Raw genomic sequence first — 23,748 nt, forward strand, 5'->3', positions numbered from 1 at the left:
TCGCTGTCAGGCGGCCTGGGCGCACAGCGCCTGGCCAAACAATAAATGGGTACGCAGCTGGCTGATGTCGCGGCGCTGCTGGATCAGGTCGAAATACCAGGGGCCGTCCTGCACGTCGCCATACAGCACGGCGCCGGCCAGGCGGCTGCCCTGCACCACCAGGCGCTTGTAGACGCCACGCCTCGGATCGCGCAGCACCAGGTCTTCGCTGCCCTCGCCGCCGAGGATGTCGCCGGCCGAATACAGGTCGATGCCCGTCACTTTCAATTTCGTCGCGCTGGCTTGCTGCACGTAGCGGCGGTGTCCGGCGCCGGCCAGATGCGCGCCGCACACGCGCGCCTGCTCCCAGATGGGCGCGACCAGGCCGAAGGTGGCGCGCCGGTGCTGCACGCATTCGCCCACCGCGTACACGCGCGGGTCGTAGCTTTGCAGGCAGTCGTCGACGACGATGGCCCGTTCGCAGTGCAGACCGGCCGCTTGCGCCAGCGCGATGTTCGGGCGCACGCCGGCCGTCATCACCACCAGGTCGGCGGGGATCGAGCTACCATCGGCAAAGCGAACGCCCTGCACGCGGCCGGTGCCGAGGATTTCCGCCGTTTGCGCCTGCATCAAAAACCGCAGGCCGCGCGCTTCCAGCGCCGATTTCAGCAGCATCGATGCGGGCGCGTCCAGCTGCTGGTTCATCAGCGCGCCGCTCATGTGCACCACCGTCACATCCATGCCCTGGCGCTGCAGGCCGTTGGCCGCTTCCAGCCCCAGCAAGCCGCCGCCGATGACGACCGCGTGGCGGTGCTGGCGCGCCGCCCGCAGCATGGTGTCGACATCGTCGATATCGCGAAAACCGATCACGCCGGGCAGCTCATGGCCCGGCACGGGCACGATGAAGGGCGTGGAACCCGTGGCCAGCAGCAGGCGGTCATAACGCACCTCGATGCCCGACAGCGCCTGCACGGTGCGCGTCTGGCGGTCGATGCGCACGACGGGGTCGCCCGCGTGCAGGGTGATGCCGTTGTGCGCATACCAGTCGCGCGTATGCAGCATGATGTCGTCCACCGTCTTTTCGCCGGCCAGCACAGGAGACAGCAGGATGCGGTTGTAATTGCCGTGCGGCTCGGCGCCGAACACGGTGATGTCGTACAGGTCCGGCGCGAGTTTCAGCAATTCCTCGACCGTGCGCATGCCGGCCATGCCGTTGCCAACGACAACCAGCGAGAGACGCCGGGCCCGGTTCATATGGCCACCCAGACCTGGCCGTCGGCCACGCGCGCAGGCCACGTGTCCACCGAGTGTTCGGGCGCTTCGATGCATTCGCCGCTGGCCAGGTCGAAATGCTGCTTGTAGATGGGCGAGGCGACGACGACGCGCTCGCCGATGCTGCCGACCAGCCCGCGCGACAGCACGGAAGCGCCCGCGTTCGGGTCGACATTGTCGATGGCGTACACGCGCGGCGCGGCATCGCCGACGCGGAACACGGCCACGTGGCGGCCGCCCAGCAGCGCGCACACGCCCGTGTCCGGCACGATATCCGTCAAGGGGCAGATCGCCACCCAGTTATCGGCGAGGGCGCTGTTCAATTCATTCATCGCATTCATGGCTCACGCCTCCACGGCAAGGATGGGGATCACGGTGCTGCGGCGTTCCAGCTCGGTGGCGGGCCGGATCTGGCCCCGCTCTTCGACGAACACCACGTTTTCATCGTTCTTTTCGCTGTTGACGAAATGGCGGAAGCGCTGGCGCACGGCGGGATCGGTGACGGCCGTTTTCCACTCGCAGGCATAGGTGTCGACCACGTGCTGCATGTCCGCTTCCAGTTCCGCCGCCAGGCCCAGGCTGTCGTCGATGATGACGCGCTTGAGATAATCGAGGCCCCCTTCCAGGTTGTCGCGCCACACGCTGGTGCGCTGGAGGCGGTCGGCCGTGCGCACGTAAAACATCAAAAAGCGGTCGACATAGCGCACCAGCGTGGCTTCATCAAGATCGGAGGCGATCAGTTCCGCATGGCGCGGCTTCATGCCGCCATTGCCGCACACGTACAGATTCCAGCCCTTTTCCGTGGCGATCAGGCCGATGTCCTTGCCCTGCGCCTCGGCGCATTCGCGCGTGCAGCCGGAGACGCCGAACTTGATCTTGTGCGGCGTGCGCAAGCCCTTGTAGCGGTTTTCCAGCTGGATCGCAAAGCCCACGCTGTCGGCCACGCCGTAGCGGCACCAGGTGGAACCGACGCACGATTTCACCGTGCGCAAGGATTTTCCGTAGGCGTGGCCCGACTCGAAGCCGGCCGCGATCAGTTCTTCCCAGATGGCCGGCAACTGGTCCACGCGCGCGCCGAACAGGTCGACCCGCTGGCCGCCCGTGATTTTGGTATATAAACCGTATTTTTTCGCCACCATGCCCACGGCGATCAAGCCGTCGGCCGTCACTTCGCCACCGGGCATGCGCGGCACCACCGAGTACGTGCCATCCTTCTGGATATTGCCAAGGAAGTAGTCGTTGCTGTCCTGCAGGCTGGCGTGCACGGGCGACAGCACGAAATCGTTCCAGCAAGACGCCAGGATATTCGCCGCCACGGGCTTGCACACGTCGCAGCCGAGGCCCTGGCCATGCGCGGACAGCAGTGCGCCGAAGCTGCGGATTTTGCCGACGCGCACCAGGTGGTGCAGTTCCTGGCGCGAGTAGGCAAAGTGTTCGCACACATGATTATTCACGGCCAGGCCCTGCTTCTGCATTTCCGCCTTCATGATCTGCGTCACCAGCGGCACGCAGCCGCCGCACGCCGTCCCCGCGCACGTAGCACTTTTCAGGGCGCCGATGCTGGTGGCGCCACCGGCAACGGCCGCGCACAGCGCGCCTTTCGAGACGTCGTTGCACGAGCAGATTTGCGCTGACTCGGGCAAGGCGTCGACGCCCAGTCCCGCCTTGTGCTGGCCATCGGCCTGCGGCAGGATCAGGAATTCGGGCGATGCCGGCAGCTCGATTTTATTCAGCATCATCTGCAAGAGCGTGCCGTATTCGCTGGCGTCGCCCACCATCACGCCGCCCAGCAGGTATTTGCCGCAATCGGACACGACGATCTTCTTGTAGATCTGCTTGCGTTCATCCATGAACTGGTAGGAGCGGCTGCCCGGCGCATGGCCGTGCGGGTCGCCCAGGCTGGCCACGTCCACGCCCATCAGTTTGAGCTTGGTGCTCATGTCGGCGCCCTTGAACGCGGCTTCGCCCTCCTCCTGCAGCAGGTGGCGCGCCGCGATGCGCGCCATTTCATAGCCGGGCGCCACCAGGCCGAAGACCAGGCCGCCCCACAGCGCGCATTCGCCGATCGCGTAGATGTCCGGGTCGGAGGTGACGCAGCGGTCGTCGATGGCGATGCCGCCGCGCGGCCCCACCTCCAGGCCGCAGGCGCGCGCCAGTTCGTCGCGCGGGCGGATGCCGGCCGAGAAGACGATCATGTCCGCTTCCAGGTGGCTGCCGTCGGCGAACTGCATGCGGTGCGTGGCAGATTCGCCGTCAACGATGGCCAGCGTATTTTTTTGCGTGTGCACGGTCACGCCCAGTTCCTCGATCTTGCGGCGCAGCACGCGCGCGCCGCCTTCATCGACCTGCACGGCCATCAGGCGCGGCGCGAATTCCACCACGTGGGTATCAAGTTTCAGGTCGCGCAAGGCTTTCGCGCATTCGAGGCCCAGCAATCCCCCGCCGATCACCACGCCCGTTTTGGATTGACTGCCCCAGGCCAGCATGGCTTCCAGGTCTTCGATGGTGCGGTAGACGAAGCAGCCATCCCTCTCCTTGCCCGGCAGCGGCGGCACGAAGGGCGTCGAGCCGGTGGCAAACACGAGTTTGTCGTACATCAAGACTTCGCCCGTGCTGGCGGTGACGGTTTTCGCCGCGCGGTCGATGGCCACGGCGCGCGCATTGAGCTTCAACACGACGTTGCCCTTGTCGAAGAAGCCGGGCGCCACCAGCGACAGGTCCTCGGCCGATTTGCCGCTGAAAAATTCGGACAGGTGCACCCTGTCGTAGGCGGGGCGCGGCTCTTCGCACAAGACCGTCACGGACAAGTGCGGCGCGTTGTCCAGGGCCAGGCGTTCGAGGAATTTGTGTCCGACCATGCCATGGCCCAGGACGACGATCTTCAGGGGGTGATTCATCTTGCTCTCCTCAGGCCGCGGCCATGTTCGGTTCGGCCGCTACACGGGTAAAGCGCACGGCGATGGCGCACAGGGCCGAGACCACCACCAGCGCGCTCAGGATGATCAGGGTCTGGCGGATGTCGCCCGTGCCCTTCATCAGGAAGCCGGCCGCCACGGCGCCCACGTTGCCGCCAGCGCCGATGATGCCGGCCACGCCGCCGAGGGCGCGGCTGTCGATGAAGGGCACCAGCGCGTAGGTGGCGCCGCAGGCCATGTGGGTGAACAGGCCAAAGACCAGCATGGCGATGACGGCATAGGTGACGCTGTCGACCTTGGCAAACCACAGCAAGCCCACGCCTTCGCCGATCATCAGCATGAACAGCAGGGTCACGCGGCTATTCAGGTTGCCGCGCAGCGCCAGCTTGTCGGACAGCCAGCCGCCCAAGGCACGGGCGAACAGGGCCAGCAAGCCGAAGCTGCCGGCGGCCAGGCCGGCCGATTTCAAGGACAGGCCGAAATGGTCGACGTAGTAGACGGCGGCGATGTTGTGGATGAAAATTTCGATGCCGAAGCAGGCGCCGTAGGTGACGAACAGCAGCCACACGCGGTAGTTGGAACTGGCCGCCTTGAAGCTGGCCCAGCCGCCGCTTTTGCCGCCGCCCTTGCCCCCTTCGATGGCGCTGCCGGCGGCGCGCAAGTCCGAGTAGTTCCCTTCCGGACAATCCTGCGTATAACGCCAGTACAGGGCCGCCATCACCAGCATCAAGACGCCCGGCACCAGCAGCGCCACGCGCCAGCCCAGCGATTCGGACACGCCCAGCATCAGCACGGCGCCGAGCAGCAAGGGCATCAGCGCCTGCGCCGCGCCGCCGCCCGCATTGCCCCAGCCGGCAGCGGCCGCATTGGCCGTGCCGACGACACGCGGGGCGAACATCACGGAGGTGTGATATTGCGTGATGACAAAGCTGGCACCGACGGCGCCGATGCCCAGGCGGAAGAACAGGAAACTTTCATAGCTTTGCGAGGCGGCCACGCCCAGCACGGGGATGGCGCCCAGCAGCAGCAAGCCCGTGTAGGTCTTGCGCGGGCCGTAGCGGTCGCACAAGGGTCCGACGATCAGGCGCACGAGGATGGTGATGGCAACGGCCGCGATATTGATGTTCGCCACTTGCGCCAGGGACAGGCCAAACTCGCCCTTGATGACCGGCATCAGCGGCGCGCAGGCGAACCAGGCGAAGAAACACACGAAAAATGCCATCCACGTCAGGTGGAATGCCCGCATGGGCGGCGTGGCGAGGGAGAAGAGCGCGATGCGCGTTGCTTTTTGGCTGGCCATGATAGGTTCCCGAAATATCCCGTTGATAAAACAAAACGGCGCCCGCACCCGCCGATGAAAAAATCAGCCAGAGCGGACGCCGTTGTCCAGGTGGTCCGTCGTTGGACCGTTGTTAAGTTTATTCAAGGGATCGCCGTTGATCCGTACCGTCTGTTTAGCAAGCGCCGTGCCAGGCCCGTTCCAGGAGCAGCCTGCGTATTTGTACGGACTTTGCGCCAGGTCATGGCACCTGGCGGTGCAGGCACGCCTCTTCTTGGTGCGTTGGGAACTCGAAAGTGCAATGTTTGTCTAATTGACATTGAGTTCATGAAGCGGAGGCCGGCATGTTCGGGCAACTGCGGCAATGGCAGCCACGGCGCGGCTTGGCGCGCGCGCTGGCATGCGTCTGCGTGGGTGCGCTCTTGATCGCCTGGAGTAACACTGCCGCAGCGCAAGATGAGTCTCCCGAACCCAAGGAGCACAGCGAGCTGGACGCCACTGTCTTCGCTCCCTTCCACGCGGCGCGCGGCGAGCGGCTCACGCAGGCGCGCACATTTGTCGTGTGGCTCAGCTACCCGGACGAAGGCCGCCCGCATGCCGTGCGCTGGACCTTGACCTTGTCCGGTCCCGGCCCGCAAGGCGCCGTGCTGCGGCGCTGGTCGGGCCTGGAACAGGTGGGCGCCGGCGGCAAGAGCGTCAACTTGCCCTGGGATGGCCGCGCCGACGCCGATGCGCGCGAACGGCGCATGCTGGCGCCGGACGGCTTATACCAGCTGCGCCTGCTGGCCGCGGCCGAGACCGGCACGCCGCGCGAGGCGCAGGTGGAACAGCAATGGCAAATCGCGGTGCAGCGGGGCGCCAGCACGGCGCCCAGGGTGCGCGCCTTCGAGGCCGGCCTGCGACAACTTCAAAGCCTGGAAGGCCAGTCCGGCTACCGCATCGTCTACGCCAACCTGCACAGCCAGACGCGCCACAGCGACGGCGGCGCGGCGCTTGACGCCTGCCATGGCGCGCAAGACCCGCAAACGGCGCCGTTCGGCCCCATCGATGCCTATAAGTATGCGCAGGAGCACGGCCTGGACGCCCTGCTGACATCCGAGCACAACCATATGTATGACGGTTCGGACGGAACAAACCCCGCAGCCACGCCTGCCGAAGCGAAGGCCTTGTACCAGACGGGGCTGGCCGAAGCGGCCGCCTATACAAACGCCCACCCCGGTTTCCTTGCCCTGTACGGCATGGAATGGGGCGTCATCAACAAGGGCGGCCACCTGAACATCTTCAATAGCGACCAATTGCTGGGCTGGGAAAGGAATGCCCGGGGCGAATTGCTGGCCGACCTGGAAACGCCGAAAAGCGACTACGCCGCCCTGTATGCGCTGATGCGCGAACGGGGCTGGATCGGCCAGTTCAACCACCCTGCCTATGCGGGCCAGTTTCTCGTCGATGGCCAGCCGCTCGGCTATACGCAGGATGGCGACGCGGCCATGGTGCTGTGCGAAGTGATGAATACGTCCGCGTTTTCCACCAACGACCAGGAAACGGAAACGCGGCGCAGCAATTACGAGGCGGCCTGCAACCGTGCCCTGGCGGCCGGCTACCATGTGGCCTTCAGCAGCAACCAGGACAACCACTGCGCCAACTGGGGCGCGGCCTACGGCAACCGCACGGCCGTGCTGGTGGCCAGCCCAGCCGCCGGCATGCCCCAGCCCCTGTCACGCGACAGCTTCCTCGAAGCGCTGCGCGCGCGCCGCGTGTTTGCCACCATGGACAAGCACGCGCAGCTGCTGTTCACGGCCAATGGCAAGCTGATGGGCGAACGTTTCGACAACCACGGGCCTTTGCAACTATCCACCAGTTTCAGCAACAGCGCGGGCCGGCAAGCTGCCGCCATCGCCATCTTCCACGGCGTGCCCGGCGGCAACGGCTCCGTCACCCCCATATCGGACCAGGCCGAGCTCATTGTCACGCCCGCGCCCGGCCCCCATGTCTATTACGCGCGCCTGACGCAGGACGACGGCAACATCGTCTGGTCGGCGCCCGTGTGGGTCAATCAGCTGCCGTGAACGCCGCACATCAGGGCACGGCAACGGCACGGACTGGCATACCAAGTGCCGCAGAATCTACGGCCCTGATCCTTTCCAGCAAACAATATTGGAAAAGTAACTATTTTTTCAGGTAGCCGTCCATAGACACTGGTTCCTCACAGCAATCCATGGCACCATGGCTGCGCCGTTTTGCCTGCAACGCGGCCTCCACCGGACCAACCAGGAACCTTACATGTCGTCATATCGCACTCTCGCCGGCAGCATGCTGCTCGGCCTGGCCGCAGCGGGCATCGCCCACGCGCAAGCCCCCGCCCCTGCCGCCGCCAACACCGATCCCCACCAGTGGCTGGAAGAAGTCCTCGGCGACAAGCCGTTGGCCTGGGTCAGGCAGCACAATGCCGTCACCACCAAAGAGCTGGAAGCCCGGCCCGGCTTCACGGCCCTGCAGGCGCGCCTGAAAACCATCCTCAACTCGAAGGAACGCATTCCCTACGTCAGCAAGGAAGGCGAGTATTACTACAATTTCTGGCGCGATGCCCAGCACGTGCGCGGCATCTGGCGCCGCACCACCCTGGCGCAGTACCAGCTGGCCGAACCCGCGTGGGAAACCGTGATCGACCTCGACCAGCTGGCCGCCGGCGAGAACGAAAACTGGGTCTGGGGCGGCGCCTCCTGCCTGTATCCGAAGGGCGAACGCTGCCTCATTTCCCTGTCGCGCGGCGGCGGCGACGCCAAGGTGGTGCGCGAATATGACGTGGCCAAGCGCGCGTTTGTCGACGGCGGCTTCACCCTGCCCGAAGCGAAGGGCAGCGCCAGCTGGATCGACCAGGATACCCTGTTCGTGTCCACCGATTTCGGCCCCGGCTCGATGACCAGCTCGGGCTATCCGCGCATCATCAAAGAGTGGCAGCGCGGCACGCCGCTGGCGCAGGCGCAAACCTTGTATGAAGCCAAGCCCGATGATCTGAGCGCGGGTGCCTACAAGGATTTCACGCCCGGCCACGAACACCAGTTCATCGAGCGGCAAATCGATTTTTACAGCGGCGAAACCTTCCTGCGCGAAGGTGCGGATCTGAAAAAAGTGCCGAAGCCGGACGACGCGACGGCCTTCACCGTGCGCGACCAATTGATCATCACCCTGCGCTCGGACTGGAAGGTCAACGGCAAGACCTACCTGCAAGGCTCGCTGCTGGCGATCGACTTCAAGTCTTTCATGCAAGGCAAGCAGGAACTGGAAGTGCTGTACGCGCCCACGGCCACCTCGTCGCTGGACAATGTCACGGCCACCAAATCGGCCATCCTCGTCACCACCCTGGACAAGGTCAAGAACCGCCTGACGGAACTGCGTCACGTGAACGGCAAGTGGCAGCGCCGCGCCGTCGACGCGCCGAAGCTGGGTACCCTGGCCGTCAGCGCGCTCGATCCCGTCGACTCGGAGCAGTACTTCCTGACGGTGACCGACTTCCTCAATCCGACCACCCTGTATCTGGCCACGGCGCAAAGCGACCAGCGCACGAAAATCAAGTCGCTGCCCGCCTACTACGATGCGACGCCGTACAAGGTGGAGCAGTTCGAATCGACGTCGAAGGACGGCACCAAGGTGCCCTACTTCGCCATCATGAGCAAGAAGACGAAGTTCGACGGCAGCAACCCCACGGTGCTGTATGGCTACGGCGGCTTTGAAGTGTCGCTGAAACCGAGCTACAGCGGCACCACCGGCGTGGCGTGGCTGGAAAAAGGCGGCGTGTATGTGCTGGCGAATATCCGCGGCGGCGGCGAATTCGGCCCCCGCTGGCACCAGGCGGCGCTGAAGGAAAACCGCCAGCGCGCGTATGACGATTTCATCTCGGTGGCGCAGGATTTGATCAAGCGCAAGGTCACCAGTCCGCGCCACCTGGGCATCATGGGCGGCAGCAATGGCGGCCTGCTGACGGGCGCCGTGCTGGTGCAGCGTCCCGATTTGTTCAACGCCGTCGTCAGCCAGGTGCCGCTGCTCGACATGCGCCGCTATAACAAGATGCTGGCGGGCGCTTCGTGGATGGGAGAATACGGCGACCCCGACATGCCGGAACAATGGGCCTACATCAGCAAATACTCGCCGTACCAGAACGTCTTCAAGGACAAGAAATATCCGCGCGTGCTGTTTACCACCTCGACGCGCGACGACCGGGTCCACCCCGGTCATGCGCGCAAGATGGTGGCGAAGATGGAAGAGCAAGGCCACGACGTGCTGTACTGGGAAAACACGGAAGGCGGCCACGCGGGCGCGGCCAACAACGACCAGCAGGCGCTGATGTGGGCGCTGACCTACACCTTCCTGCACGAGCAGCTGAAGTGAGTGGTGAGGCCGGATTACGGGTCCCGCCAATCCGACCTGGCGGGCTGTCGGTAGACGCAGGCCGGCGTAGGTCGGCGTAGGTCGGCGTAGGTCGGCGTAGGTCGGCTTAGCCCAACGGGCGTAAGCCGACAACATTGTTGGCCCGCCCGCGATGATGTTGGATTACGCGTCCCGCTAATCCAACCTACGGGGCGAAAGCGGCCGCCGCAGACCGGAGGTCGACGCGGGCCGCAAGCATGGCCTACTTCGCCTGCGCGCTGGGCCGTTCGGCGATGCGGTCGCGGTAGGCCTGCAGATTGGATAAACCTTCCGCGCCGGGACGGTATTTCATCAGGCCGCGCGCAAATTCCAGCGCGCAGAAGGCCGTGATGTCGGCAATCGTAAACCGCTCGCCGGCGATGTAGGGCTGGTGAGCCAGCACCTGGTCCAGCCATTGCGCCGTCTCGCGCAGCTTGCCCGCCTGCGCCGTGGCGAAATCGGGAAACTGCGGGTTTTCCAGCGCCACCAGGGCCGGATGGCCGTGGCGCACCCAGTTGGCGGCGGCGCTGAACAGATGCAGTTCCACGCGGCGGTCAGCCATTTCAATGAATGCGCGCTCCTCGAAGCCCTCGCCCATCAGGTTCGGCTGCGGCTGCAAGCCTTCCAGGTAGGTGCAGATGGCGCGCGTCTCGGTCAGCACGCGTCCGTCGTCCAGTTCCAGCACGGGCACGCGGCCCAGCGGGTTTTTCGCCAGAAAGGCGGGATCGCGGTGCTGGCCCGCCATCAGGTCGAGCGCCACTTCTTCGATGCCGCTGATGCCCTTCTCGGCGATGAACATGGTGACGCGGCGCGGATTGGGCGTGCGGGGGCTGATATAGAGTTTCATGTGCAGGTCTCGTCTCGTTATGGTGGTGGCCAATCAGGCGCGGCACCAGCCTGTGGCAATGCAGTCAGGCGCCCATCATACCAGCGCACCGGCATGGTGCGGCGCCCCTCGCGCGTTGACTTTGCCCCCGTTTCGCCTTAGATTGCTGTACGGGAACGCTGGCCGCCAGTTCCAGCGATGTCCCCCACACGTCATCAACGCCCGCAGCCTATCCGGCTGGCGGGCGTTTTATCCATGAACCAAGGGCATACCATGCATCGCACACCGACTCCGCGCTTCCGGCGCAGCCAACTGGCCGCCGCCGTCCTGGCACTGGCTTCCATCACCGCAGCCCATGCGGGCAACGCCGCTCCCGCCGCCAGGTACGTCTCGGCCAGCCATGCGCCCGGCACCACCACGCAGCTGCCGCGCGGCGTCACGCCTTTGCACTATATTGTGTCGATCACGCCGGACGCCGCCGCCTCTACCTTCAAAGGCGAGGTGGCCATCAAGGTGGCCGTCGACGCGCCGACCGCCAGCATCACCTTCAATGCCTTGAACCTGGCGTTTGCGGCCGCCGCCATCGAAGGCGCGGGCGGCAGCAAGCAGGTGACGCGCAAGATCGAGTTCGATGCGGACAAGCAGACGGCCACCGTGCATTTCGCCGAACCCGTGGCCAAGGGCGAGTACCTGCTGCGCATCGATTACAGCGGCAAGATCGGCACGCAGGCCACGGGCCTGTTCTCGCTCGACTACGACACGCCGCAAGGCCGCCAGCGGGCGCTGTACACGCAGTTCGAAAATTCGGACGCGCGCAGCATGCTGCCATCGTGGGATGAACCGGACTACAAGGCCACCTTCGATCTCAACGTGGTCGTGCCGAGCAACCAGATGGCAGTCGGCAACATGCCGATCGCCAGCAGCGAAGAGCTGGGCAATGGCATGAAGCACGTGTACTTCGCCACCACGCCGCGCATGTCGACCTACCTGCTGTTCTTCGGCCTGGGCGACTTCGAGCGGGCCACGGCCATGAGCGACGGCACGGAGATCGGCGTCATCACGAAGCGGGGCGCGCTGGCGCAAAGCCGCTTCGCGCTCGACGAGTCAAGCGCCCTGCTGCGCGAATACAACGATTATTTCGGCGTGCGCTACCCGCTGCCCAAGCTCGACAACATCGCCGCGCCGGGGCGCAGCCAGTTCTTCGGCGCCATGGAAAACTGGGGCGCCGTCTTCACTTTCGAATACGGCTTGCTGCTTGACCCGGCCATCTCGACCCAGGCCGACAAGGAAAACATCTACACCACCCTGTCGCATGAAATGGCGCACCAGTGGTTCGGCGACCTGGTCACCATGCGCTGGTGGGACGACCTGTGGCTCAACGAAGGTTTTGCGTCGTGGATGGAAAGCCGCACCACGGAGCGTCTGCACCCCGAGTGGAACACGGCCCTGTCCAGCGTGGGCGGGCGCGAGTCGGCCATGAGCCAGGACGCGCTGCGCACCACGCATCCGGTGGTGCAGCGCATCGCCACCGTGGAGCAGGCCAGCCAGGCCTTCGACGGCATCACCTATCAAAAGGGCGAGGCGGTGATCCGCATGCTCGAAGCGTATGTCGGCGCCGACACGTGGCGCACGGCCGTGCGCAACTACATGCGCAAGCATGCGTATGGCAATACGGTGTCCGACGACCTGTGGCGCGAAGTCGACGCGGCCGCCGGCAAGCCGGTCAGCGCCATCGCCCATGATTTCACCTTGCAGCCGGGCGTGCCGATGATCACGGTGGGCCAGGCCGTGTGCCGGAACGGCAATACGCGCGTGCGCCTGACGCAGACGGAATTTTCCAAGGACCAGCCGGATAAAAAACCGTTGTCGTGGAAAGTGCCCGTGATCGCCTCGACGGTCGGCAACGGCAAGCAGGCCACGGTGCTGGTCAGGAATGGCAAGGCGACCCTGAACGTGCCCGGCTGCGGCGCCCTGCTGGTGAACGCGGGCCAGAGCGGCTACTACCGCACCGTGTACGCGCCTGCCAACACGCGCGCGCTGGCGCGCAGCTTTGCGCGCCTGGCGCCGATCGACCAGCTGGGCTTGCTGGCGGACAGCCAGTCGCTGGGCCTGGCCGGCGCGCAAAACCTGGCCGATTTCCTGGAACTGGTGAAAGCGACGCCGCTGTCGGCCGATCCGCAGGTGCTGGGCAAGGTGGCCGCCTCCCTGGGCAGCCTGTACGAACAGTATGCGGGCGATAGCGCGGAAAGCAAAGCGCGCCAGCAGGCCTTCGGCCGCTTCGCCATGGCGCGCCTGGCGCCGATGATGGCGCAGACGGGCTGGGAAGCGCGCGCGGGCGAAGCCTCGAGCGTGGCGACCCTGCGCGGCCAGCTGATCGCCATTCTCGGCGACATGGGCGAACCGGGCGTGATCGCCGAGGCGCGCCGCCGCTACGCGGCCAGCGAGCAAGACCCGGCCGCCATGCCCGCGCCGCTGCGCCGCACCATCCTGGGCGTGGTGGCGCAGCATGCGGACGCCGCCACCTGGGAGCAGCTGCACGCAAAGGCACAGCAGGAAAAGACGCCGCTGGTGAAGAATCAGCTGTACGACCTGCTGGCCTCGAGCGACGATCCCGCCCTGGCGCGGCGCGCATTGGCGCTGGCGCTGACGGATGAACCGGGCGTGACCAACAGCCCGGCCATGATCTCGCGCGTGTCGCGCACGCATCCGGAACTGGCCTTCGACTTCGCGCTGGCGCACCTGGAGCAAGTCAATGCGCGCATCGACGCCAGCTCGCGCAGCCGCTACTTCCCGCGCCTGGCGGCCGGTTCGGCGCAGCCGGACATGATCGCCAAGCTGGAAGCATACGCGCAGGCGCACCTGCCGGCCGGCGCGCGCGGCGACGCCGACAGTTCCGTGGCCGGCATCAAGTACCGCATCAAGCTGCGCGCCGAACGGCTGCCGGCCGTCGATGCGTGGCTGGCGAAACAGGCGGGCTAAGTGGTTCCCCGGCGCCGCGGCGCCGGGAACTGATGAAAACGCAGGCAAAAAAAACCGGCTTCGCACAGTGCGGTAGCCGGTTGAAACGCTGTTTCAGAGCGCAGGGATAAACAAGAAAACACATGAAAAAGTGGAAATCGTGCCGGTCATTGAGGTGTCCGGCAACCTTGCGCCCGGGGTTTCCGTGCGCCATGTATCCACTATGCCAGCCCTTCCCTGAGCCAGGCTTAGGACTTCATTAAATCCCCGCCCGATTCCTGCATTTCCCCTGCCAAGTCCTGCGATCATTATGATAAAACAAGTTTTACATGTCTGGTGCCGATGGTTGAGCTCACCGGCTAAGCTGTTGAGTCATGCCTGCATCCTATCGCTCCCGGAGCGTAGTGATTTGCGCAATGCATGCTGTGTGCCAACGAAAGCATCATAGCAGCGTCATATGACCGCCTTATGACGTAGCTCTAACATTGCACGCGCGCCGCCGCGCCGATCGCGTACTATTCCCCCATCGCCCTTGCCCGTACCGTCCCGACTGCCCATGCCCAGCCATCACCGCCCCTGGCCCTCCGCCATCCGCATCACGTTTCTGCTGGCCTGCGCCGTGCTGGCCGCCTGCACGCCCTTGCCTCCGGCACCGGCCCCCGCGCCCGCGCCAGCCATCCCCGCAGCCATGCCCACGCCCGCATGGCAGCGGCCAGGCGTGCAAGTGCTGCACATCGCGCCCGACGAATCGCTGCTCACCATCACCGTGCGCCGCGGTGGCGCGCTGGCGCGGCTCGGGCATGACCACGTGGTGTCCAGCCATACCCTGCAGGGCGTGGTGGCGCCCGCGCTGGGACGCGCGCAGTTCCGCTTCCGGCTCGACGAGATGCGTGTGGATGAAGAAAGCCTGCGCCAGGCGGCCGGCTTGACGACGACGCCGTCGGCCGACGCCATCGCCGGCACGCGCCACAACATGCTGGTGCGCGTGCTCGAGGCGGAACGCTATCCGTGGGTCAGCATCGAGGCGCGCCGCACGGGCGACAAAGAGGTGTTTGATGCCGACATCACCCTGCATGGCGTGACGCGCACGGTGCGGCTGCCGGTGCGCGTCGAGCAAGCGGCCGATGGGCGCCGCCTGCAGGCCAGCGGCAACCTGCTGCTGAAACAAAGCGACTTCGGCATCGTGCCCTTCGCCATCCTGGGCGGCGCCATGGCCGTGCAGGATCAGATGGAACTGGCGTTCCGCATCACCGCCCGGCAGGACCTCAACGGGCCAGGATCAGGCGCAAGCCCAGGCCGATGAAGATGGTGCCGGCCACGCGGTCCAGCCACAGGCCGGCGCGCGGGCGGCGGTTCAGCCACAGGCCGACGGCGCCGGAAAAATAGCCGAGCAGGCCGAACAGCACGCACGCCTGCGCCGTGAAGACCAGGCCCAGCTGCGCCGTCTGCCAGCTGGCATTGCCCTGGCCCGCGACGATGAACTGCGGCAGGAACGACAGGAAAAACAGCACGACTTTCGGATTGATACTGTTGGCGAACAAGCCTTTGCCGAACAAACGCAGCAAGGATTCGTCGGGCAAGGCCGCCGCGCCATCGACTCTGGCGCCGCCACGGCTGCGCAGGGCGCCGATGCCCAGCCACACCAGATACAGCCCGCCGGCTACTTTCAGTACGGTGAACGCCGTCGGCGAAGCGGCCAGCAGGGCCGACACGCCGATGGTCGCCAGCACTGTGTGCGTGAGGCAGCCAAGGGCGCAGCCCAGGCCGAACGCCATGCCCTGGCGGCGCCCGCGCGACATGCCCACACCCAGCACCATCAGGTTGTCGGGGCCGGGACTGGCGGTGATCAAAACGGCGGCGGCCAGGAAGGCCAGGAACTGGTCGGGACTGAGCATGACTATCTCGCGGGCAAAAGCGGCATGATACCGGAGCGGGCGCTAGGCGGACAGGACAGGAAATTGCCCGTATGTCACCGAGAGTCGATTAAAATGGGCACTCCACAGCAAACGGCGTTGCCGCCGCTTCCCGCGCGACCATCACCCACTCCATCGATGCCAGCCCACTCGCTCCCTCCCTGCCACCGCGCTTCCAGCTCCCGCGTCAGCGCCTGGCTATGCGGCTGGCCGCTCGTGCTCAGCCTGCTGTTCGGCCTGCTGGGCCTGGCGGGCGCGGCGCAGGCGACGCCCTTACCTATGAGCAAACAAGGCATCGCTCACCTGGGCAAGGGCGGACAACTATTTCTTGCCGAAAATGAAGCCGCGCCGGCCGATGCCGCCGCCCTGCCCGCCTGGCTGGCGCGCCAGCGCCCGGCCGGGCAGGTCGACCTGTTCGGCGGCGCCTACTGGCTGCATGCGCAGGTGCGCAACGACAGCAACGAAGCGGCCTGGGTCATCGACCCGAACGACACCCTGATCGAACTGGTCGATCTGCACGTGTATGGCCCCGGGGCGCACACGGCGCCGCGTACCTTGCTGACGGGCTACCAGCGGCCGCATGACTATTTGCTGCACTATGGCACGAACGTGCAGCTGGCGCCGGGCGCCACGTATGACATACTGATCCGCTTTTCCAGCCCCTACTACGCGCGCGCCCCCCTGTTCGGCGTGAAGACGCAGCAGGAATACCGCAAGCTGGTGGGCAAGGAAAACTTCCTGATGGTGGCGTCCATCGGCGCCCTGCTGGCGCTGGGCCTGTTCAATTTCTTCATCTTTTCCATCACCCTGGACAAAGCCTCGGCGTATTACGCGCTGTACGTGCTGACGTACGGCCTGGCCTGGGCCATGACCTTCCACGTGTTTGCCGACCTGTTCGACTGGCACCAGCTGCAGCTCCATTACGTGCCGTTTTTCCTGCTGCCCGTCTTCAGCACCCTGTTCTACATGCATTTCCTGCGCCTGCGCGACTACTCTCTGCTGCTGTACCGTCTCAGCAAGGTCAACCTGGCGCTGCCCCTGCTGCTCCTGCCCAGCTGTTTCTTCGCCCTGTCGTATGCGCACACGCTGGCCACCATCGCCATCAGCATCTGGATGCTGCTGGCGCTGATCTGCGGCATCGTCGTCTGGCGCCGCGGCTACCAGCCGGCGCGCTTCTTCGTGCTGGCCTTCGTCGCGCTGATGCTGCCCGGCTTTCTGATCCTGCCGGCCAACCTGGGCCTGATGCCGGCCATGGTGGCCAACGCCCAGCTGGTCACCCTGCTGGGCGGCACGCTCGACGGCTTGCTGCTGGCCTTCGCACTGGCCGACCAGATCCGCCTGCTGCGCAACAACCTGGAACAGCGCGTGCAGGAACGCACCCTGGCGCTAACCCTCAGCAACGACGCCCTGCTGAAGGCCAAGGAGCACGCGGAGGTGGTCAGCCGCCACCGCATCGATTTTCTGTCGGCCATGAGCCACGACATCCGCACGCCGCTGGCCGGCGTGATCGGCATGCTGAAATTCGCCCTGCGCGACCAGTCTGTCAAGGGTCGCACGCAGGAATACCTGCGCATCGGTTTGCACAATGGCGTGTCGCTCCTGACCATCCTCAATGACATCCTCGACTTTTCGAAGATCGACGCGGGCAAGCTGCCCCTGGAAACCGTGGACTTCGACTTGCTGGCGCTGATCGGCGACGCGGCCGGCATCGTGCAGGGCCAGGCCGACGCCAAGAGCCTGCTGCTGCGCCGCGAACTGGCGCTGGACTTGCCGCGCTACGTGCGCGCCGACCCTACGCGCCTGCGGCAAATCCTCATCAACCTGCTGGGCAACGCGCTGAAATTCACGGCCAATGGCGAAGTGCTGCTGGAAGTGCGGCGCGCCCGCACGCCGCCGCGCCGCGATGGCCGCAGCGAGATCGAATTCATCATCAGCGACACGGGCCCCGGCATCGATGCGGACACCTTGCCGCGCCTGTTCCAGAAATTCGAGCAGGCCGACCATTCCACCACGCGCCGCTACGGCGGCACGGGCCTGGGTCTGGCCATTTGCAAGGAACTGGTCGAACTGATGCACGGCACGATTGGCGTGGAAAGCCGGGTCGGCATCGGTTCGCGCTTCCACTTCACCTTGCCGCTGGAAGACGGCAGCGCGCCAGCGGCAGACGCGCGCCGACCGGTGCGCCAGGCGCGCCACGCCTGCCGCCTGCGCATCCTGTGCGCCGAAGACGTACGCACCAACCAGATCATCATCGGCACCCTGCTCGAAAGCATGGGCCATGACGTGACCATCGTGGAAAACGGCGAGCAGGCGCTGCAAGCGCTGGGATCCGGCCCCTACGACTGCGTGCTGATGGATGGCCGCATGCCGGAAATGGATGGGGAACAGGCCGCGCGCCTGATCCGCGCCGGCGGCAATGCCCAGTTCCCCATTCCCGACGCGCGGATTCCCATCCTCGCGCTGACGGCCAACGCCAGCGAACATGACCGGCAACGCTACCTGGCCGCCGGCATGGACGACTTCCTCAGCAAGCCCGTCGACGAAGCGCTGCTGTTCGAGAAAATCGACGCCATCATCGACCTGCTGCTGGCGCGCGGCCACGCGCTGCCGCAGGCCATACAGGCCGACGACGACACCCTGGCGCGCCAGTTCGGCCTGGACGATGCCGACGACGCGCAGGCGCAAACGCCGGCGCCGCCCGATCCCATGACGGCGCCCGTGCACATCCTGCCGCTGGCAGGGTTGTCGCAGCAGCACTTGCAGCGCATCGCGCAAGCGTTTTTGACGGAAGCGCCGCGGCGCCTGGACCTGGCTTGCCACGCCGTGCGCGATGGCAATGCCAGCGCGGCGGCGGCCGCCTTCCACGCCTTGAAGGGCAGCGCCGGCTACCTGAGCCGCCCCACCCTGCACGGCCTATGCCACCAGATGGAAACCCTGGCCTCGAATGGCCAGCTCGATAACGTGGAACAGTTCCTGCCGCAGCTACGGGCGGCGCTGGACGTGGCGCGGCGGGACCTGGAAGATCAGCCCGCAGGCTGAGGCAGCCAGCCATGCGATTGCAGCCACGCCAGCAGCTGCTGCGGCCACGCGGCCGGCTCGCTGCCCGGCTTGCCCAGGCCCCAGCCATGGCCGCCGTGCCGGAACTGGTGCTGTTCCACGGGCACGCCCGCGCGTCGCAAGGCCGCCGCCATCAATGTACTGTTCTCGGGCGGTGAAATCGGATCGTCCAGCGCCTGCGCGATGAACATCGGCGGCGTGCGCGCATCGACGTGGAGCTCCACCGACAGCGCATCGCGCGCCGCCTGCGTGGGGTGATTGCCCAGCAGCTGCCTCTTCGCATGCGTCGTGTCGAACGGCGGCTGCATGGTCAGCACGGGGTACAGCAGCACGACGAAATCAGGCCGCGCGGAGACGCCATCGACCGCATCGACGCGCGCATACAGGGCGGCGTCCGGCTGGACGGCCGTCATGCCGGCCAGGTGCGCGCCGGCGGAAAAACCGAGCATGCCGATGCGCGCCGGGTCGATGCCCCACTCGGCCGCACGCGCGCGGATCACGCGCATGGCGCGCTGGCCGTCCTGGAACGGCGCGGCCACCCCGCCGCCTTCCTGCGGCAAGCGGTACACGAGTTCAAACGCCGTGACGCCCTGCGCTTGCAGCCAGGCGGCGACGGGGCCGCTCTCCTTGCCCGCCTCGATATGCGCATAGCCGCCGCCGCTGACCAGCACGATGGCCGTGCCGTTCGGCCGCGCCGGGCGGTGCACGAGCAGGTAAGGCTGCGCCACCTGCGTGATGGAACCCCTGGCGCTGTCGCGCTGCGGACCCTGTGCCGCGCCACCGGGCGGGGCGCCGGGCCATAGCAACACCGCGCCCGGCGGCGCGGCGCCCGCGTGCAGGTGGGCAAGGACAAAACACAACAGCATCAGGCGCCGCATGCCTAGAAATCCGTCTCGCCCTGGATCACGGCGGGATAGCCCGTCATGGCGCGCGAGGTCTGCATGCCGGCCATCACGGCCGCCTCCACGCAGCCCGCGTTCAAGCCCGTCCTGATCCAGTCGCCCGTCAGGAACAGGTTGCTGAAGCCCGACTGGTCGGTCGCCAGCCGGTACTGCGTGCTGCCCACCACCGACATCACGTAGCGCTCGGACGGATCGACGTTGGCGCGCCAGTACTGGCTGTCGAAGCGCGCCGGGCCACTGCCCTCCTTCGCGTCGACCAGCCATTGCCACGGGAACGCGCCCGGTGCGCCGGCCTCGGGCCACAGCGCGCCGATCTCGCGTTCCAGCTGGTGCAGCGCGCCCTGTTTCGCCCTGGCCGCGCAGCGGGCGGGAAAAGCCGTGTCGGTGACGGGCGGATAGCTGTCGACGGGGAAGGCGCTGCAAAAATACGAGACGTTCTTCGGTTCCAGCCCCGCCGGCCAATCCTCGCGCGCCAATAATTGATCCATCGGCGCCCACGTGTCGTACGGCTCCGTGAAGGCCGACAGCACCGGTTGCTGGCCCTTCGGCTGCGTGGTCCAGCCCATCTGGGACAAATCCTTGTTCAGCCACACCTGGTACGCCTGCGTGGCCACCGTTTTCACCTTGTCGGCCGCCAGTTGCAGGGCCGGGCTTTGCGCCAGCAGTTGCGGGCACAGGGCTTGCAGCGAGCCGATGGAAATGCCGAACACCACCTTGTCGAAATCGACGCCCTTCTTCAACACCGTGGCGGGCAGCGCGCGGCCGAACGCCTGCCGATACTGCTGCGGCCAGTCGCTCCAGTACGATTCCAGGTTGACTTCCTGCGCTTGCAGCAGCGCCGCCTGGGCCGGTTCGATCTGCGCATAATCGGGCGCGCTGGGCCAGCAAGCCATGCCTTTCACGTCCACCAGCGGCGCATAGTCGGCGGCCGGGTCCTTCAATTGCACCTGCTGCGTGATGCGGATGCTGTCGATGTCGCCCGCACCCGGCACCAGTTCTTCCACGCGCTGGAAGAACTTGAATTCCACGCCGCGCTTGCGCAGCACTTCGTACAGCGGCGTGAAGATGGTGTCGCCCATGCCGGCCTGCATCTTGAACATGATGCCGCCCTTGTAGGCCAGGCCGATGCGCGCCATCGAGCGCAGCAAGGTGCCCGCCTCGATGTTCGGCTTGGAAAAATCGCCGCCCTCGTAGGCGAACACCAGGTCGTAAAAGCCGCGCACGGGCGCCGAGTTGACGCTGAACTGCTCGTCGCCGCCATGCTTGCGCAGCCAGGCGCGGAAATCGATGTCGTTGATGACGTCAAAGCCGTTCTTGAAGACGCCATCCTCGAACATGCCCTTCATGACCGTGATGCCCAGGTCCAGGCAGGTGAACAGGCGGCGCAATTCATCGTCGCCATCGATCAGCGCACGGTAGCGCAGGCGCAGCCAGGCGCGGATGCCGTTCAGGGTACTGGCCAGCAGCTGGTGGCGGGCCCGGTCATGGCGCGTGGAGTCCGGCGCCAGGTCGGCCACCAGCGCGGCCAGGGCGCCGACGGACAAGCCCACGTCGAGCCCCAGTTCATCGGCCTGTCCCACCACTTCGTCGGCCAGGCGGCGCAGCCAGCCCGGCCACACGCCTTCGCCCTCACCTTGGGCGCTGGCGCCGGCAATGGCACGCTCAATGCGCGCGTCGGCGTCCGCCACTTGCCGGATCTGGCGTATCCACTGCTCGATCCAGCCCACCATGGCGATGGCCATCTGCCACAGGGTGACGTCTTCGCCGCCCTCGCCCGGCTCGCCCGGCAAGGTGGGAAAGACGATGGACCAGTTGCGCCATTGCCCCTTGACGTCTTCCGACAGGGCCACGTAATCGTGTTGTTTAAAAGCGTCGCGCCAGGTGGCCAGCGGCGCGCCGGGAGGGCGTTCCAGGCTGGCGTAGGCTTCCTTGATCATCCTGAAGGCGTTCGCATAAAAACCGAACCAGATGTGCAGGCCGTGTTCCTCGATGCGCTGGCCGAGCTGCGCATTGCGCCCGCTGGCGCCCTTGCCGCCCAGGCGCCAGCCCAGCTGGTAGACGGTGATGGCATGCCGGTTTTGCCAGCCCGGCTGGTTCGTCAAATAATACGCGGTGGTCATGGCCGCCACGCCGCCGCCCAGGATGGCGATCTTTTCCGGCGCGATGCGGGAATTGTCGACCAGTTCCTCGCCCGGCATGGCCGTGAAATCGAAATTCACATTGAAGGGCAAAATGGCCGCCTGCGGTCCCAGCTGCAAGCCCAGGGTCTGGTCCAGCGGGAAGCTGTCGAAGGCGTGCAGCGTGCATTCGTACTCATAGCCGAGCAGGCGCGCGCTGTGCAGGCGGTTGATCTCGGCCGGCGCGGCCACCAGGGCCTGGTACACGGCTTTCACGCCCGCGCTGTCGGGGAATTGCTTGAGGAATATCTGGTCGATGCGCGGGTTGCGCAGCAGCGACAGGATGTCGGCCCAGCCGGCCTGGTCCATGTCGAAGAAATCGGGGATGGAGAGAAAAATCTGGAATGCCTGCTCGATGAGCTCGAGGAAACTGTTGACGGGTTTGTGCTGTCCCGTCTGCACGGTGGCATTGACTTCCAGCAGCGGATGCAGGGCCAGCTTCGTTTCCGGCGAAAAATGCTGGAAACCCTTGGCGGCGACGGCGCAGCGCAGCGGCTCGCTGCCGGCGGCGGGAATCTCGTAGTCGCACAAGTATTTCGGATAGCCGAACAGTTCGCGGCCGTTGATCAGGGCCATCGCATCATCGACGAAGATATGGCACGGATACCAGTAGATATGCGCGAGCTTGCCGTGTTCATCCATCTGGCCGACCATGATCCAGGTGACGATGTCGACTTCCGTGATCCAGCCCTTGGCCTGGTCGACGGGGTTGGCGGAATCGGCATGATTGACGCGCGTAAACGTCAGCATCACATACGGCGACAGGGCTTTCAGGGTCATCCTGCTGCCCGCCACCTGGTTCAGGGTGGTGTTCACGGTGGCCTGCAGCTTGGCCAGGTCGCCCCTGACGAAATAGCCGTACATTTCCGACTGTTTCAATTGCAGCGGCGAGTGCATCATCACCGAACCGCCCTGATAGATATACGAAGGTCTTGCCGAAGGTATCGCCGTCATTGCCCTGCCCCTAAATGAAGTTTCAGACAAACAAGATTGCTATAGTGTATTTGAGAAAGAACAATGCATGATATGAAATAAATTAAAGGCTTTGCCAAGATGCATAGGCTCAGCTGCAAGCGGCTGGCGCACGGCAGCCGGGGCAAGCGCCTGCCATCGGGTGTACGATGAAGCCTCTTGAGCGTTCCGAGCACCCTGCCATGGCAATGATTACCACTGACTACGTTTCCACCTATTCAGGCAACCGTTTTTATCCCTTGCGCCCGCATATCGACAAGGTCGCCATCGAAGACATTGCCCACGGCCTCGCCTACCAGTGCCGCTTCAATGGACAGACGCAAGTGTTTTACTCGGTCGCCCAGCACAGCCTGATCGTCGCCGAACTGGTGCCGCCCCATTTGCGCCTGGCCGCCCTGCTGCACGACGCGGCCGAAGCCTACCTGGGCGACATGGTGAAACCCTTGAAAGTGCTGCTGCCGGAATTTGCCATGCTGGAAGACAAGGTCAGCGCCATCATCGCCGCCACGTATGGCCTGGATTTTTCCGATTACGCACCGATCAAGCGGGCCGACCTGATCGCACTGGCCACGGAAAAGCGCGACCTGATGCCGCACTCGGCCGAACGCTGGGCTTACCTTGACGGCATCGCCCCCTTGCCCGGTATAATCGACGCCATGGGCCCGGCCGAAGCCAAGCAGCGCTTCCTACACGCCTTTGCCCAGTTGGGCGGGCTTGGGCTGGCCGCATGAAATGCTGCCAGCTTGCCGCATGAACGGGCGCTAAGCCCCGGTTTTTGCACAGCTTTTTTAGATATCCACAGCAACTGTGGATAAAGTTGTTGATAAGCCCCTCTTGACAAGCCGCAACACCAGTATTGATGCGGGTTTCAACAATTTGCTGATTTCACAGGCATTTTTTTACCCCAATGAAATCAATGACTTGCAATCACGAATTTGTGCTCAAGCAAAGTTACTTCGCCGCCATGAAAATATATTTTTCTGTGCATAAGCAATTCAGGCGGCTGGCCGTCTTGCTTGAACAGCATTGTTTTGACAAACCCCGTAGACTGGCATAGTGTGGAGTAGCAAGCACGATCAACGGTGGATAAACGC

Annotated in this window: 14 protein-coding genes; 6 read left to right on the top strand and 8 right to left on the bottom strand. The window is 65.3% G+C overall.

The genetic code is table 11. The features are described 5' to 3' along the window. Window positions 1-6: 6 nt before the first annotated feature. The 4 genes from CBW66_RS09510 to CBW66_RS09525 are packed head-to-tail and all read right to left on the bottom strand — an operon-like array spanning window position 7 to window position 5,466. Window positions 7-1,233, bottom strand: a complete 1,227-nt coding sequence (locus CBW66_RS09510) for an NAD(P)/FAD-dependent oxidoreductase (RefSeq protein WP_086136512.1) — start codon at window positions 1,231-1,233, stop codon at window positions 7-9. After that, a complete protein-coding gene (gene nirD, locus CBW66_RS09515; protein ID WP_086136681.1) occupies window positions 1,230-1,583 on the bottom strand; it encodes a nitrite reductase small subunit NirD in 354 nt (117 codons plus the stop codon). The genes CBW66_RS09510 and nirD overlap by 4 nt, the downstream gene beginning before the upstream one ends. Before the next feature lie 12 nt (window positions 1,584-1,595). Further along, window positions 1,596-4,148, bottom strand: a complete 2,553-nt coding sequence (gene nirB, locus CBW66_RS09520; RefSeq protein WP_086136511.1) for a nitrite reductase large subunit NirB — start codon at window positions 4,146-4,148, stop codon at window positions 1,596-1,598. Between the two features lie 10 nt (window positions 4,149-4,158). Next, window positions 4,159-5,466 (bottom strand): MFS transporter, encoded by a 1,308-nt coding sequence (locus CBW66_RS09525; protein WP_086136510.1) that lies wholly within the window; start codon window positions 5,464-5,466, stop codon window positions 4,159-4,161. Window positions 5,467-5,789: 323 nt separating this feature from the next. Here CBW66_RS09525 and CBW66_RS09530 point away from each other — a divergent pair, with 323 nt between their 5' ends. After that, window positions 5,790-7,511, top strand: coding sequence for a CehA/McbA family metallohydrolase (locus CBW66_RS09530; protein WP_086136509.1), 1,722 nt, complete (start codon window positions 5,790-5,792; stop codon window positions 7,509-7,511). A 214-nt stretch (window positions 7,512-7,725) separates the two neighbouring features. Beyond that, complete coding sequence (locus CBW66_RS09535) at window positions 7,726-9,831, top strand: prolyl oligopeptidase family protein (RefSeq protein WP_086136508.1); 2,106 nt, start codon at window positions 7,726-7,728, stop codon at window positions 9,829-9,831. 241 nt (window positions 9,832-10,072) lie between these two features. On the opposite strand, the gene CBW66_RS09540 is transcribed toward CBW66_RS09535, so the two are convergent. Continuing rightward, entirely contained in the window at window positions 10,073-10,696 is a 624-nt protein-coding gene (locus CBW66_RS09540; RefSeq protein WP_086136507.1) for a glutathione S-transferase family protein, read from the bottom strand. A gap of 252 nt (window positions 10,697-10,948) precedes the next feature. Between CBW66_RS09540 and CBW66_RS09545 the strand changes: the two genes are divergently transcribed. Together CBW66_RS09545 and CBW66_RS09550 are read left to right on the top strand one after the other, a co-directional pair. Further along, on the top strand, window positions 10,949-13,654 hold the full coding sequence (locus CBW66_RS09545) for a M1 family metallopeptidase (RefSeq protein ID WP_086136506.1): 2,706 nt from the start codon (window positions 10,949-10,951) through the stop codon (window positions 13,652-13,654). Between the two features lie 535 nt (window positions 13,655-14,189). Beyond that, window positions 14,190-14,936 carry a YceI family protein gene (locus tag CBW66_RS09550; RefSeq protein ID WP_230491958.1) on the top strand — a complete coding sequence of 249 codons (747 nt, stop codon included), beginning with the start codon at window positions 14,190-14,192 and terminating at the stop codon, window positions 14,934-14,936. On the opposite strand, the gene CBW66_RS09555 is transcribed toward CBW66_RS09550, so the two are convergent. Then, window positions 14,899-15,528, bottom strand: coding sequence for a LysE family translocator (locus CBW66_RS09555; protein ID WP_086136505.1), 630 nt, complete (start codon window positions 15,526-15,528; stop codon window positions 14,899-14,901). The two genes, CBW66_RS09550 and CBW66_RS09555, sit on opposite strands and share 38 nt — an antisense overlap. Window positions 15,529-15,762: 234 nt before the next feature. On the opposite strand from CBW66_RS09555, the gene CBW66_RS09560 reads away from it, so the two are divergent. Further along, on the top strand, window positions 15,763-18,585 hold the full coding sequence (locus CBW66_RS09560; protein ID WP_086136504.1) for a hybrid sensor histidine kinase/response regulator: 2,823 nt from the start codon (window positions 15,763-15,765) through the stop codon (window positions 18,583-18,585). Here the strand turns inward: CBW66_RS09560 and CBW66_RS09565 are convergent. Beyond that, window positions 18,570-19,469: an alpha/beta hydrolase gene (locus tag CBW66_RS09565; protein WP_329957600.1), complete on the bottom strand. Its 900-nt coding sequence runs from the start codon at window positions 19,467-19,469 to the stop codon at window positions 18,570-18,572. The genes CBW66_RS09560 and CBW66_RS09565 overlap by 16 nt on opposite strands. A 14-nt stretch (window positions 19,470-19,483) precedes the next feature. Beyond that, entirely contained in the window at window positions 19,484-22,582 is a 3,099-nt protein-coding gene (locus tag CBW66_RS09570; RefSeq protein ID WP_086136502.1) for an NAD(P)-binding protein, read from the bottom strand. A gap of 254 nt (window positions 22,583-22,836) precedes the next feature. On the opposite strand from CBW66_RS09570, the gene CBW66_RS09575 reads away from it, so the two are divergent. Beyond that, window positions 22,837-23,385: a phosphohydrolase gene (locus CBW66_RS09575; protein WP_086136501.1), complete on the top strand. Its 549-nt coding sequence runs from the start codon at window positions 22,837-22,839 to the stop codon at window positions 23,383-23,385. Window positions 23,386-23,748: the final 363 nt, after the last annotated feature.

The organism is Janthinobacterium sp. GW456P (assembly GCF_002127655.1).
Lineage (GTDB): Bacteria > Pseudomonadota > Gammaproteobacteria > Burkholderiales > Burkholderiaceae_D > Janthinobacterium.